The 12946-nt window shown below is 65.9% G+C and carries 11 protein-coding genes; 4 read left to right on the top strand and 7 right to left on the bottom strand.

Annotation, left to right across the window (positions count from 1 at the left end):
- Positions 1 to 7 precede the first annotated feature (7 nt).
- The 7 genes from ACFO5X_RS13490 to phnD all read right to left on the bottom strand — a co-directional run bounded on the left by ACFO5X_RS13490 (position 8) and on the right by phnD (position 8618).
- Positions 8 to 3202: an efflux RND transporter permease subunit gene (locus ACFO5X_RS13490; RefSeq protein WP_380718001.1), complete on the bottom strand. Its 3195-nt coding sequence runs from the start codon at positions 3200 to 3202 to the stop codon at positions 8 to 10.
- Positions 3195 to 4163 (bottom strand): efflux RND transporter periplasmic adaptor subunit, encoded by a 969-nt coding sequence (locus tag ACFO5X_RS13485; protein ID WP_380718000.1) that lies wholly within the window; start codon positions 4161 to 4163, stop codon positions 3195 to 3197. The genes ACFO5X_RS13490 and ACFO5X_RS13485 overlap by 8 nt, the downstream gene beginning before the upstream one ends.
- A gap of 117 nt (positions 4164 to 4280) precedes the next feature.
- Positions 4281 to 5207, bottom strand: coding sequence for an HAD-IIA family hydrolase (locus ACFO5X_RS13480; RefSeq protein ID WP_380717999.1), 927 nt, complete (start codon positions 5205 to 5207; stop codon positions 4281 to 4283).
- The gene (gene phnE, locus ACFO5X_RS13475; RefSeq protein WP_380717998.1) at positions 5171 to 5986 is read right to left on the bottom strand and encodes a phosphonate ABC transporter, permease protein PhnE; all 816 of its coding nucleotides are present in this window, start codon (positions 5984 to 5986) and stop codon (positions 5171 to 5173) included. The genes ACFO5X_RS13480 and phnE (ACFO5X_RS13475) overlap by 37 nt, the downstream gene beginning before the upstream one ends.
- Positions 5986 to 6795: a phosphonate ABC transporter, permease protein PhnE gene (gene phnE, locus ACFO5X_RS13470; protein WP_380717997.1), complete on the bottom strand. Its 810-nt coding sequence runs from the start codon at positions 6793 to 6795 to the stop codon at positions 5986 to 5988. The genes phnE (ACFO5X_RS13475) and phnE (ACFO5X_RS13470) overlap by 1 nt, the downstream gene beginning before the upstream one ends.
- Entirely contained in the window at positions 6792 to 7583 is a 792-nt protein-coding gene (gene phnC, locus ACFO5X_RS13465; RefSeq protein WP_380717996.1) for a phosphonate ABC transporter ATP-binding protein, read from the bottom strand. The genes phnE (ACFO5X_RS13470) and phnC overlap by 4 nt, the downstream gene beginning before the upstream one ends.
- 63 nt (positions 7584 to 7646) lie before the next feature.
- The gene (gene phnD, locus ACFO5X_RS13460) at positions 7647 to 8618 is read right to left on the bottom strand and encodes a phosphate/phosphite/phosphonate ABC transporter substrate-binding protein (RefSeq protein ID WP_380717995.1); all 972 of its coding nucleotides are present in this window, start codon (positions 8616 to 8618) and stop codon (positions 7647 to 7649) included.
- 199 nt (positions 8619 to 8817) lie between these two features.
- Here phnD and ACFO5X_RS13455 point away from each other — a divergent pair, with 199 nt between their 5' ends.
- The 4 genes from ACFO5X_RS13455 (at position 8818) to ACFO5X_RS13440 (ending at position 12899) form a co-directional block, all read left to right on the top strand.
- Positions 8818 to 9153, top strand: coding sequence for a YegP family protein (locus ACFO5X_RS13455; RefSeq protein WP_380717994.1), 336 nt, complete (start codon positions 8818 to 8820; stop codon positions 9151 to 9153).
- A gap of 85 nt (positions 9154 to 9238) precedes the next feature.
- Positions 9239 to 9538 carry an SH3 domain-containing protein gene (locus ACFO5X_RS13450; RefSeq protein WP_380717993.1) on the top strand — a complete coding sequence of 100 codons (300 nt, stop codon included), beginning with the start codon at positions 9239 to 9241 and terminating at the stop codon, positions 9536 to 9538.
- A gap of 146 nt (positions 9539 to 9684) precedes the next feature.
- The gene (locus tag ACFO5X_RS13445; RefSeq protein WP_380717992.1) at positions 9685 to 11586 is read left to right on the top strand and encodes a DEAD/DEAH box helicase; all 1902 of its coding nucleotides are present in this window, start codon (positions 9685 to 9687) and stop codon (positions 11584 to 11586) included.
- Positions 11587 to 11681: 95 nt separating this feature from the next.
- Complete coding sequence (locus tag ACFO5X_RS13440) at positions 11682 to 12899, top strand: pyridoxal phosphate-dependent aminotransferase (RefSeq protein ID WP_380717991.1); 1218 nt, start codon at positions 11682 to 11684, stop codon at positions 12897 to 12899.
- Positions 12900 to 12946 lie beyond the last annotated feature (47 nt).

The raw sequence follows: 12946 nt of genomic DNA, 5'->3' as shown, positions 1-12946 counted from the left end.
TCAGCCTTTATCCACGGAACCCCCGGTAGATGGCCGGGATCACCAGCACTGTCAGCAGGGTGGAACTGAGCAACCCGAACAGCAGCGAGATCGCCAGCCCCTGAAAGATCGGGTCGGCCAGAATCACCACTGCCCCGATCATCGCCGCCACAGCCGTCAGCAGGATCGGCTTGAACCGGATCGCCCCGGCCTCGATCAGGATATCCACCTGGCTGCGCCCGGCAGGGTCGGTGTGGCGGATGAAATCCACCAGCAGGATCGAGTTGCGCACGATGATCCCCGCCAGCGCGATGAACCCGATCATCGAAGGCGCCGAGAAGGGCGCGCTGAACAGCCAGTGCCCGGCCATGATGCCCAGGAAGGTCAGCGGAATCGGCGTCAGGATCACCAGCGGCAGCTTGAACGACCCGAACTGCGCCACCACCAGGATGTAGATCCCAAGCAGCGCCACGGCGAAGGCCGCGCCCATGTCGCGGAAGGTGATCACCGTCACCTCCCATTCGCCATCCCACAGCAGCGTCACGCCCGACTCGTCCTCGGGCTGCCCGGCCAGCTTGATCGTGGGTTTCATGCCCTCGGGCCAGTCCATCTTGTCGATCTCGTCCGCCACCGCCAGCATCCCGTAAAGCGGCGCCTCGAAATCGCCGGCCAGCTCGGCCATCACCATCTCGGCCGCGCGGCCGTTGTGGCGGAAGATCGGAAAAGACGCCTGTTCCTCGGCCACGCTCACCACATCGCCCAGTTCAACCACCCCGCGCGCGCCCGGCAGCACGTTCGCCGGGATCGGAGTGGACAGGAACCGTTCGTCCACCACCCGATCGGACTTGTCGCGCGCCATGACGATGGGAATGGGATAGCGCCCTCCGCCACGGTGCGAATACCCCACCGTCTTGCCCTGGTTCAGCACCGCCAGCGTGGTGAAGACGTCCGACTCCTCGACCCCGAAGAACTCGAGCTGATCGGTCGAGATCGTCGCCCGAAGCCGCCGCGCCTGCACGCCGAAGCCGTCATCGGTATCGACCACGAAAGGCACCTTTTCGAAGGCCGCGCGCACCTGGGTCGCCGCCGCCCGCCGCGTTTCGGCGTCGGGGCCATAGACCTCGGCCAGCAGGGTCGCAATCACCGGCGGCCCCGGCGGCGGTTCGACGGTCTTCAGGCTCGTCCCTTCGGGCACTGCCACCCTGGCTACCAGCGCCCGGATCTCCAGCGCGATGTCATGGCTGGTGCGATCGCGTTCGCCCTTGGGCGTCAAGTTGATCTGCACGTCGCCCAGGTTCGGCTCGGCTCGCAGATAGTAATGGCGCACCAGCCCGTTGAAGTTGAACGGCGCCGCGTCACCCGCATGGGTCTGCACCGACATCACCTCGGGCACCTGCAACACTGCCGCCGCCACGTCCTGCGCCACCCGGTCCGTTGCCTCAACCGAGGCGCCCTCGGGCAGGTCGATCACCACCGCCAGCTCCGACTTGTTGTCGAAGGGCAGCAGCTTGACCGTCACGTCCTTGGTGTAAAGCAGCCCGAGCGAGCCGAAGCTCAGCGCCACCGTGACCAGCAGGAAGGTCAGACTGCGCCCCTTCGTCGCCAGGATCGGCCGCGCCACGGCGGCATAGATCCGGCCCAGCCGCCCGCCGCCGTGGGCATCCTCGCCACCATGCGTCGGCGCATTGCCGGCGATGCGTGTCATCAGCCAGGGCGTGATGATCACCGCGACGAAGAAGGAAAAGACCATCGCCGCCGAGGCCACCGCCGGGATCGGGCTCATGTAGGGCCCCATCAGTCCCGAGACGAAGAGCATCGGCAACAGCGCCGCCACCACCGTCAGCGTCGCCACGATGGTCGGGTTGCCTACTTCGGCCACGGCGCGGATCGCCTTGGCCGTCCGGCTCGCACCGTCGGGCATCGCCCAGTGTCGGGCGATGTTCTCGATCACCACGATGGCGTCATCCACCAGGATCCCGATGGAGAAGATCAGCGCGAATAGAGAGACGCGGTTCAGCGTATAGCCCATGATCCAGGCCGCGAAGAGCGTGAGCAGGATCGTCACGGGGATCACCACCGCCACCACGATGGATTCCCTCCAGCCGATGGCCAACAGCACCAGCCCAACGATGGAAACCGTCGCCAGCCCAAGGTGGAACAGCAGCTCGTTCGCCTTCTCGTTGGCGGTCTCGCCATAGTCGCGAGTCACGGTCACATGCACGCTGTCCGGAATCATCCGGCCCTCCAGCATTTCGACCCTGTGCAGGACTTTTTCGGCCACCGTCACCGCATTGGCCCCGCCGCGCTTGGCCACCGCCAGCGTCACCGCCGGCACCCGGTTCACTCCTTCGGGACCGCGGGTCACATGGGCGACAAGGCTGTCCGAGGTGTCGGGCACAAAGCGCACCGTCGCCACGTCGCGCACATAGACGGGACGGTTGTCGCGCGTGGTCAGCAGCAGGTTGCCGATCTCGTTTGCGCCCTGCAACGTCTCGCCAGCCACCAGTCCGATCTGCCCGCCGCCGTCCCGCACCGTCCCGGTCGAGAAGGTCTTGTTCGCGCTCTCGATCTTTCCCGCCAGCTGCTGCAGCGTCACGCCATAAAGCGCCAGCCGTTCCGGGTCCGGTTCGACCCGGATCGCCTCCTCGGCCGCACCGACGATATAGGTCAGCCCGACATCGGCGATCTTGGACAGATCGACCTGCACCTCGCGCGCGATCCGGGTGAGGTCGTTGGCGCTCGCCTCCGCCCCTTCGGCGGGTGAGAAGGTCAGCGCCACGATGGCCACATCGTCGATACCCCGCCCGACGATCAGTGGTTCGGCGATGCCCACCGGGATGCGGTCAAAGTTCGCACGGATCTTGTCGTGCACCCGCAGGATCGCCGCATCGGCCGAGGTGCCGACGACAAAGCGCGCCGTCACCATCGCGTAGTCGTCGCGCGTCTGCGAATAGACGTGCTCGACTCCGCCGATGCCCTTGACGATGGCTTCCATGGGCTCGGTCACCAGCTTCACCGCGTCCTCGGCCCTGAGGCCCGGTGCCTGGATGTGGATATCGACCAGCGGCACCGAGATCTGCGGCTCCTCCTCGCGCGGCAGGCTGATCAGGGCCACCAGCCCCACGGCCAGCGCGGCCAGGATCATCAGCGGCGTCAGCGCCGAACGGATGAAGGCGCGGGTCAGCCCGCCGGCCAGCCCCAGCTTTTCCGGAAGCTCATTCATGGCGCACCAGCCTGTCGCCCTCGGTCAGCCCCGACAGCACCTCGACCACCTGCGCCCCATCGAGTTCGTGCCGCTGGCCCAGAACCACCGCGCGCTCGCGCGGCGTGCCGTCCGCCGCTGCGACGGTCACGAAATCCAGCCCCATCCGGCTCTGTACCGCACCTTCCGGCACCACCAGCGCTTCGGTCGTTCCCACCGGCAGGCGCACCGGCACCCGCGCATCGACAAAATCGGTCGGCAGCCCCTCGACCTCGACATCGGCGATCACCCGTCCATTCTCGATCAGGGGATAGATCTTGGCCAACCTGCCTTTCCGATCCTCGCCCACCCGGATCTCGGCGCCCTCTGTTAGCGTCGCCGCATGGCGCTCGGGGATCGCCAGCCGCAGAAAGAACCCGCCGCCCCCAATCTGCGCGACGACATCTCCGCCCAGCACCACCGAGCCCGAGGTCACCGGCACGTCCAGCACCGTACCGGCAATCGGCGCGATCACCGTGCCCTCCGCCTCGCGCTGCACCAGAACGTCCCGGTCGGCCTGCGTCGCGTCGATCTGGCCTTCCAGAACCCGTACTTCGGTGCGGAGTTGATCCAGGCGCTGCGCGGTGGTCACGCCCCGCTCCAGCAGGCTCTCGCCACGCTGCAACTCCGTCTTCGCGTTCTCCAGCTGCGATCCCAGCGCCCTAAGCTGCGCGTCAATCGCGCCCAGCTGCAGGTCCAGCTTCTCGTCGGTCACCACGCCGATGGTCTGCCCGGCCTCCACCTTTGACCCCTCTGCCACAGTGATCTGCGTCAACGTCCCGCCCAGCCGGGCGCGCGCCGGGATACGTTCGCGCGCCTCGATCCGGCCAAAGACCGACTTCCAGCTGGTCAGGGTGACGCGTTGCACCGTGCCGGCCTCTTCAGCCAGAACCGGGGTGGCACAGACCAGAACGCTCAGGGCAATCGCGGCAAGACGCAACATCGCGGCACTCCTTTTCAAATCAGGGCGGCGTCAGCGGCCCGATAAGACGACCGCCGAATACATATTCAATTTGTTGAAAGTGAATATGCGCCCGCTGGTCTCAGGATGCAATGGCGCTCAGGGCCGATTCAGGATGTAATCCGGATAAATTCCAGCAGCGCGGATCGCGGCGCCCGCGTCTCCCCCTGCGAAGAACCCCCAACCCGCAATGAGGGCCGTGCGGACACCCGCCGTCTCCCCGCCCAGAATATCGGTGTGCAGGCTGTCGCCGACCATCACCGTGCGGTCCTTGTCGACCTCGCCCAGACGAGCGAAGGCCAGGTCGAAGATATTACCGAAGGGCTTGCCGAAGAATTCCGGCGCGACGCCGGTCTCATCCGCCAGCCGATGCGCGAAATGGCCCGGTTCGGCGCTGAACCCGGTCTCGCGCGGAGCAACGATATCGGGATTGCCCACCAGCACGGGCCGCGGGTTGGCCTTCAGCGTCTCGACCAGCAAGGCCTGCCGCGCCTCGGTCCAGACCGCAGCACCGATCATCAGGAACCCCTCGGCAGCATCATAGGCGGCGCGATCCTCGGCCAGATAGGTCAGGTCCAGCCCCTCCAGATCGCCGCGCCCCAGCGACTCGGTGGCCATCACGCCCCAGCGCTGCGCCCCGCGATCGCGCAGCCCGGCCAGCAGCGCCTTGCGGCTGGTGATCACATCCTCGGGCGCGAAGTCGTAACCCAGCCGGATGTATTTCTCCATCAGCGTGGCATGGGGATAGCCGGCCGCATTCGACACCACGAGCACGCGCTTGCCTGCCGCCTGCAATCCGGCGATGCGCTCGGGCACCCCCGGGATCGCCGTCTCGCCGATGTTCAGCACTCCGAAGGCGTCCAGCAGGAAGACATCCATCCGGTCCGCCAGCGCGTCGAGATCCGGAAGCGCCTCGCAGGCTCCGGACCGGCCGCCCGCCGGCAGGCGATGGCGCACGCCCTCATAGGCGGCAAAAGCCGGTTCCAGCTTCAAATGATCGCGCCCCGCACCTTCGCCGAGACCCATTCCGAGATCACCACCGCAAACAGGATCACCAGCAGGATCAGCGAGACCTGCGGCCAGGCCAGCACGTTCAGCGAGGACGACAGCTGCAATCCGATGCCCCCGGCGCCGACCAGCCCCAGCACGGTCGATTCACGGATGTTGATATCCCAGCGGAACACCGCGATACCGGCGAAAGCCGGCAGGATTTGCGGCACGATACCATAAACCATCACCTGCCATCGGCTTGCCCCCGTCGCGGTGATCGCCTCGACCTGGGTCGCGTCGATCTCCTCGATGGCCTCATACAGCAGCTTGGCGCAGAAGCCGATCGACCGGATCGCGATGGCGACTACCCCGGCAAACACGCCCGGCCCGATGATCGCGATGAGCAGCAGCGCCCAGATCAGCGAGTTGATCGACCGGGTCGAAACGATGATCAGCAGGGCGATGGGCCGCACGAACAGGGCCGACGGCGTGGTGTTGCGCGCCGCGAGAAACGCCACCGGCACCGCCAGGACCAGCGAGATCAGCGTCCCCAGAGTGGCGATGTTGAGCGTATCCCAGATCGGCTTGCCAAGCTTGGTGATGTATTCCCACTTGGGCGGGGTCGCCCTGCGCCAGATATCGCCCGCGATATTCGGCGCATCGAAGACGAAGAACCAGGTCGTCGCCTCGGATATCTGCTGCCAGCACCAGACAAAGGCCGCCACCCCGATCAGCCAGCCGCACCAGAGCAGCAGGCTCTCGCGCGAGGTGCGCCGCTGCCAGACCTTCACTCCGTTCCTGTCGTTCACCGGCATTATTGCACCCTCGCCCGGATCACGCCCGACAGATATTCAAGCGCCATGACGATCACGATGATCAGGATCAGGATCGCCGCCGCGGTGTCGTATTCATAACGGTCAAAGGCGGTGTTCAGGGTCGCACCGATCCCTCCGGCCCCGACCAGTCCCAGGATCGCGCTTTCGCGAAAGTTGATGTCCAGTCGGTACATCGACAGGCCGATCAGGCGCGGCATCACCTGCGGCTGCACCCCGTAGTTGATCCACTGTACCCAGCGCGCCCCGGTCGCGCGGATCGCCTCGCCCTGCGAAGGGTCCATGCTCTCGATATCCTCGGCCAGAAGCTTGGCCAGGAAACCGATGGTTGCAAAGCTCAGCGTCAGAAATCCGGCCAGCGGTCCGAACCCGAAGATCGCCACCAGCAGGATCGCCACGATGATTTCTTGCAGCGCCCGGCTGACCGCGATGATCGCCCGGCAGACCAGATAGACCGGCAGCGGCGCCACGTTGCGCGCCGCACCCAGCGCAATGGGGATCGAAATGGCGATGCCCACCACGGTCGAGGCAACGGTGATGATGATGCTCTCCATCATCCCATCCCAGATATCTCCCGCGCGCTGGCTGAAATCCGGGCTCATGAAGGCGAGCACGAACTGCTTGCCCCGCTCCAGCCCCTCGTAGACCCGCGACCAATTGACCTCGATGGTCAGATAGGCCGCCACCAGATAGGCGACAAACCCCGCCAGCAGCACCCAGCGCAGCCAGGCGCGCTGGATGAGGGGCGGCTTGCGCCAGGGGCGGCCGACCAGCGTTTCCAGTTCGGTCATTCCGCGGCCTCGGCGTCTTCGTCCTCGACCTTGCGGATCGTCGCCTCCCAGTCCTCCTCGCCATAGATGCGGGTCAGAACGTCCGGTGTCAGCGCATCGGGCGGCCCGTCGAATTCGACGGCACCAAAGCGCAGGCCGATCACGCGCTGCACGAACATCTGCGCCAACGCCACGTCATGGATATTGATGATCGCCGCCAGCCCCCGCTCGGCGCAAAGCTCGCAGATCAGCCGCATGATCTGCCGGCTGGTCTTGGGATCAAGCGAGGCCGTCGGTTCGTCCACCAGCAACAGCTTGGGGTTCTGGATCAGCGCCCTGCAGATGCCTACCCGCTGGCGCTGCCCGCCCGACAGCTCGTCCGCGCGCTTGTCGGCCATCGCCAGCAGCCCCACACGATCCAGCAGACGAAAGGCCTCGTCCACGTCCGACTGGGGAAATTTCCGCGTCAGCGACCGCCAGAAGCCGACATAGCCCAGCCGCCCCGACAGCACGTTCTCCATTACGGTCAGCCGTTCGACCAGCGCATACTCCTGGAAGATCATCCCCATTTGCCGCCGTTCGCGCCGCAGCGCGCCGGACGACAGGTGGGTCAGTTCGGTATCGCCCAGCCAAACCTTGCCGCTCGTCGGCTCGACCAGCCGGTTGATACAGCGGATCAGGGTCGATTTCCCCGCTCCCGACGGCCCGATCAACGCCAGCACCTGGCCTTCCGGCACCACCAGATCGACCGCCTTCAGCGCCTGATCGCCGGTGCGATAGGTCTTGACCAGCTTTTCCAGCCGCAGCATCCGCATATCCCTGTTCTTGTTGTTTTATGTGGGTCGGGGCGGCCGCAGCCGCCCCGCCAGAGATCATTCGCAGGCGTAGCTGACGCCATTTGCCGCGTCGATCTTGCGGATCACTTCCCAGAATTCCTTGTAGGTCATCGGCAGGAACTGACCCTCGTTCGATTTCTCGAACTCCTTCTGCAGGCTCGACCCTTCCCATTCAAAGCTGAAGAACGCGTCGCGGATCTTGTCCTTGAGCTCGGGCTTGAGGTTGTAGACCACGCCGAAACCGGTGGTCGGGAAGGTCTGCGACGTGTAGATCGTCTTGACCTGATCTGCCTTGATCACATCCCGCTCGATCATCCGCGCCATGACCGAATTGGCGATCGCCGCCGCCTCGTAATCCTTGTTGGCCACGCCCAGGATCGAGTTGTCGTGCTTGCCCGAGAACACCGGCTCGAAATCGCGCTCCGCCTCCAGACCGTAATCCGCCTTCAGGATCGCCGATGGCGCCTTGAAGCCCGAATTCGAGGTCGGTGCGGTAAATGCGATCTTCTTGCCCTTCAGGTCTTCCATCTTCTCGATGCCCGAACCCGGATAGGTGATGATCTCCATCTCATATCCGAAATTGCCGTCCTTCGAGGCCATGATGGTGAAGGGGTTGAAGCCCGCGCAATTCACCGCCAGCGGGTTCGACCCGGTATTGAACCCCGCGATATGCAACCGGCCCGAGCGCATCGCCTCGATCTGCGCAGCGTTGTTCTGCACCGGGAAAAAGATCACCTTCTTGCCCGTCGCCTTTTCCATATGGGTCAGGAAATCGGACCAGGCGGTCTTGTAGACGGCCGGATCCTCGACCGGGGTATAGGCAAAGATCAGTTCGTCGGGGTCGATCTGCTGCGCCGGATCGGTCGGTGTATCGGCCAGCAGATCGCCATCCGCGTCGCAGAACCGCTTGTCCAGATCGCCGCGCGGGCAGTCCTGTGCCGCCGCCGAAGTGCCAAAGGCCAGTCCGAACGCCAGCGCGGCACCGGACAGAAGTGTCGTGATTTTCATTTTTGAATCCTCCCTCCGGCGAAGCTAGACGGGCAGCGGCAGGTTTCACAAGCAGAAATTGTAACAGTTTTATGACGCGTCCTGCCCTCTCCCAAACCGGCAACGCCACTGCCGCGCAGAAAAATGCATGGCTTGCCAAACCGCGCGGCTTTTCGTCAAATCGCGGCCATTGGCAAGTAACTCTCGGAGGAAATCGCGAATGGCAGGCAAATTCGAACTCTACACCGACAAGGCGGGCGAATTCCGCTTCCGCCTGAAGGCCGGCAATGGCGAGGTCATCCTTGCCAGCGAAAGCTACAAGCAGAAGGCCAGCGCGATGAACGGCATCGAGTCCGTGCGCAAGAACGCCCCCACGGACGAGCGCTATGAGCGCAAGGACAGCTCCTCGGGCAAGCCGATGTTCAACCTGAAGGCCACAAATGGCCAGGTGATCGGCACCAGCGAAACCTATTCCAGCACCTCGGCGCGCGACAACGGCATCGAGTCGGTCAAGAAGAACGCGCCCGACGCCGCGCTGGACGACCAGACGTCCTGAACGCACCCCCAAGCGCCCGGATCCGGTTCCCTTCCCCCGGCCGCTCGATTAGAACGGCGGCCAGGATACCACGCAGGAGAAACCGATGCGCAAGGCGCTCTTCGCCGCTCTGGCGGCAATGGTTCTGGGGCCGGTAGCCGCCGCACCGGCGGCCGCCGGCTCGCTCGGCCGGTTCGAGGTTTTCGGCGTCGAGGGCGACGACATGCTCAAGATGCGATCTGGCCCCGGGGTCGGCTACAAGGTGGTGTTGGGTCTGCCCAACGGCACCCTCCTGCGGGTCAACAGCTGTCAGCAGACCGGCAGCACCCGCTGGTGCAGCGTCGCGCTAGACCGCGCGCGAAACCTGCGCGGCTATGTCTCCTGGGCTTACCTGCGCAAGAAGTGACGCGGCGAAATCGTGAGGAACGGCCGGGAATTCGCCGGCCGGTTCCGCATGCCCTATACACGGGCGCCCTTACCGGATAGGGCGATGCCCTTGTCGGCCCGTGGCGTCTGCCCCGGCACCCCCAGCATGTGAAAAGTGGATCTGACGTGAAACAGGCACTCGCAAAGGCCCTCGAAGCCAAAGGCTATACGACCCTGACGTCGGTTCAGGAGGCGGTCTCCAACCCGGAACTGACCGGCCGCGACATGCTGGTGTCCGCACAGACCGGCTCGGGCAAGACGCTGGGCTTCGGCCTTGCCATTGCGCCGCGCCTGTTTGGCGAGGCCGAGGTCTTCGAACCCGCCGGCGCGCCGCTGGCGCTGGTGATCGCACCGACCCGCGAACTGGCGCTGCAGGTCAAGCGCGAGCTGGCCTGGCTCTTCGAACATGCTGGCGCGCAACTCGCGTCGACCGTCGGCGGGATGGACATGCGCGACGAGCGCCGCGCGCTGGAACGCGGCGCACACATCGTGGTCGCCACCCCGGGTCGCCTGCGCGACCACATCATGCGTGGCTCGATCGACCTGACCGCCCTGCGCGCCGTGGTGCTGGACGAAGCCGACGAGATGCTCGACCTCGGCTTCCGCGAGGACCTCGAATTCATCCTCGACCAATCGCCCGCGGAACGTCAGACCCTGCTGTTTTCCGCCACCGTGCCCGCCGCCATCGCCAAACTGGCCACGAATTATCAGACCGACGCGGTGCGCATCTCTGCCACCTCCGGCACCTCCCAGCATGCCGACATCGACTATCGCGCCCTGAACGTGTCGGCCCGGGATGCCGAGAATGCGATCATCAACGTCCTGCGCTATTACGAGGCGCCCAATGCCATCGTCTTCTGCAACACCCGCGCCGTGGTGAACCGGCTGACCACCCGCCTGTCCAATCGCGGCTTCTCGGTGGTCGCGCTGTCGGGAGAGCTGTCCCAGAGCGAACGCACCCATGCCCTGCAGGCCATGCGCGACGGCCGCGCCCGGGTCTGCGTTGCAACCGATGTGGCCGCGCGCGGCATCGACCTGCCCAACCTTGAGCTCGTCATCCACGCCGAGTTACCCAGCAACCAGGACACCCTGCTGCACCGCTCCGGGCGCACCGGCCGCGCCGGGCGCAAGGGGGTCAGCGTGCTGATCGTCCCGCCCGCCGCCCGCAAGAAGGCCGAGCGTCTGCTCGGCTGGGCCAAGCTGCGCGCCGAATGGGCCGAGGCGCCCTCGGCCGAAGAAGTCACCGCCCAGGACGACGCGCGGATGATGGCCAGTTCCGACTGGACGTCCGAGATCGAAGAGTCCCACCAAGCCACGGTCGACCAGCTGACCGGCATGTTCACGGCCCGGCAACTTGCCGCCGCCTATGTCCGGCTCTACCGCGACCGCCGCTCCGCCCCCGAAGAGCTGTCCGACCCCTCCGCCCCGCCACCGCCGCGCCCCGCATTCGGGCCCAGCGTCTGGTTCTCGATTGACGGCGGGCGCGCCACCGGCGCCGATCCGGGCCGCATCCTGCCGATGCTGTGCAAGCTCGGGAAGATCTCCCGCGAAGATGTCGGCGCCATCCGCATTCAGGACACAGCCGCGTTGGTCGAAATCCGCAAGGACGCCGTGGAGGGTTTCCTCGACGCCATAGGCCCGAAGATGTCACTGGAAGGTGCTGCGCTCACCCGGCTGGACACTGCCCCGTCCTTCGAACAGAACCGCCGTCCGCCCACGTCCGCAAAGGCCAAGCGCCCGGCGCCCGACGCGACGCCCATCGACTGGAACGATGCGCCCGCGCCGCGGCCGAAGAAACCGAAACCCTCGCCGAAGGCGGCGCCGGCCAAGGCCAGCGCCAGGGCTCAGGCCTCGGCCGAACCGGCGAAAGCCGAGATCGGCAAACCCCGAAAGCCCCGGCGCGATCCGGACGCCCCGCGTGGCCCCAAGCCTGCGGTGGGCAAACCCTCCAGCAAGAAGAACCGCGCCCGGCAGCAGGCCAGGGCCGCGGGGACCGCTCCGCCACGGAAGCCCCGCACGCCCAAGTGACGCTGGGCTGACAAAACCAGGATGACCGGGCCGCCGATCTTGCTCTAGGGTGCGCCCAAACGCCGGCGCCCGCCGGCCCCGGATGTGAGGTTGCGATGACGATCGAAGCGAAATTCCGCAAACTGGCCACCGACAACGCCCCCGGCCAGGAGGTGCGGCAGGGTACCGGCGATCTCGCCGCACAGATGCGCGGCGACCCGCTCCCGGGCCGTCCGGTGGATTTCTCGCACGGCGACGTTGATGCCCACGCGCCAACCCCCGGCGCCTTCGATCTCTTTGCAGCCGGGGTCGCGCAGGGCGGATCGCAGGCCTATACCGAATACCGCGGCGATATCGGCATTCGCGAGCTGATCGCCCCCCGCCTTGCCGGCTTCACAGGCGCGCCGGTCGATGCCCGCGACGGCCTGATCATCACCCCCGGCACGCAGGGCGCGCTGTTCCTCGCCATCGCCGCCACCGTAACCCGGGGCGACAAGGTCGCCATCGTCCAGCCCGACTATTTCGCCAACCGCAAGCTTGTCGAGTTTTTCGAAGGCGAGATGATCCCCGTTGAGATGGATTATGTAAACGCCGACGATCACGGCGCCGGGCTCGATCTCGACGCGCTCGAAGCCGCCTTCAAAGCCGGCGCCCGCACCTTCCTCTTCTCCAACCCGAACAACCCGGCCGGCGTCGTCTATTCGCCCGACGAAATCGCCCAAATCGCCGCACTTGCGGCCCGCTATGGCGTAACCGTCATCGTGGACCAGCTCTATTCGCGTCTGCGCTACAGCGGTGCCGAATACACCCACCTGCGTGCCGCCGATATCGACGCCGACAACGTCGTGACCATCATGGGCCCGTCGAAGACAGAGTCGCTCTCAGGGTATCGCCTGGGCGTCGCCTTTGGCTCGCCCGCGGTCATCACACGGATGGAAAAGCTCCAGGCCATCGTCAGCCTGCGCGCGCCGGGCTACAGCCAGGCCGTTCTGCGCGGCTGGTTCGCCGAACCCGAGGGCTGGCTGGCGGATCGCATCCGCCGGCACCAGGCCATCCGCGACGATCTGCTGACGGTGCTGCGCGGGATCGATGGTGCCTTTGTCCGCACGCCGCAGGCCGGCAGCTATCTGTTCCCGCGGCTGCCCGAGCTCTCGGTGCGCCCGGCCGATTTCGTGACGTTCCTGAGGCTGCAGGCCGGGGTGACGGTGACGCCGGGCACGGAGTTCAGCCCGCTTGCGGCCAGCAGCGTCCGCCTGAACTTTTCTCAGGATCACCGGTCCGCTGTGTCAGCGGTGCGGCGGTTGGCTGAATTGGTCGACCTTTACGGGGTATGAGGTTTGGTTGTGTTGCTGTGAGTATGATTTGGGGATTTGGACGCAAA

It is taken from the genome of Seohaeicola nanhaiensis (assembly GCF_042654245.1).
Lineage (GTDB): Bacteria > Pseudomonadota > Alphaproteobacteria > Rhodobacterales > Rhodobacteraceae > Seohaeicola_A > Seohaeicola_A nanhaiensis.
Note: the sequence above shows the minus strand (reverse complement) of the source record. Positions and strands in the feature narration are given on the sequence as shown.

What these genes read in the sequence shown, in the direction of transcription:
- ACFO5X_RS13490 (WP_380718001.1), bottom strand. Translation starts at nt 3,202, where the DNA reads ATGAATGAGCTTCCGGAAAAGCTGGGGCTGGCCGGCGGGCTGACCCGC.
- ACFO5X_RS13485 (WP_380718000.1), bottom strand. Translation starts at nt 4,163, where the DNA reads ATGTTGCGTCTTGCCGCGATTGCCCTGAGCGTTCTGGTCTGTGCCACC.
- ACFO5X_RS13480 (WP_380717999.1), bottom strand. Translation starts at nt 5,207, where the DNA reads ATGGGTCTCGGCGAAGGTGCGGGGCGCGATCATTTGAAGCTGGAACCG.
- phnE (WP_380717998.1), bottom strand. Translation starts at nt 5,986, where the DNA reads ATGCCGGTGAACGACAGGAACGGAGTGAAGGTCTGGCAGCGGCGCACC.
- phnE (WP_380717997.1), bottom strand. Translation starts at nt 6,795, where the DNA reads ATGACCGAACTGGAAACGCTGGTCGGCCGCCCCTGGCGCAAGCCGCCC.
- phnC (WP_380717996.1), bottom strand. Translation starts at nt 7,583, where the DNA reads ATGCTGCGGCTGGAAAAGCTGGTCAAGACCTATCGCACCGGCGATCAG.
- phnD (WP_380717995.1), bottom strand. Translation starts at nt 8,618, where the DNA reads ATGAAAATCACGACACTTCTGTCCGGTGCCGCGCTGGCGTTCGGACTG.
- ACFO5X_RS13455 (WP_380717994.1), top strand. Translation starts at nt 8,818, where the DNA reads ATGGCAGGCAAATTCGAACTCTACACCGACAAGGCGGGCGAATTCCGC.
- ACFO5X_RS13450 (WP_380717993.1), top strand. Translation starts at nt 9,239, where the DNA reads ATGCGCAAGGCGCTCTTCGCCGCTCTGGCGGCAATGGTTCTGGGGCCG.
- ACFO5X_RS13440 (WP_380717991.1), top strand. Translation starts at nt 11,682, where the DNA reads ATGACGATCGAAGCGAAATTCCGCAAACTGGCCACCGACAACGCCCCC.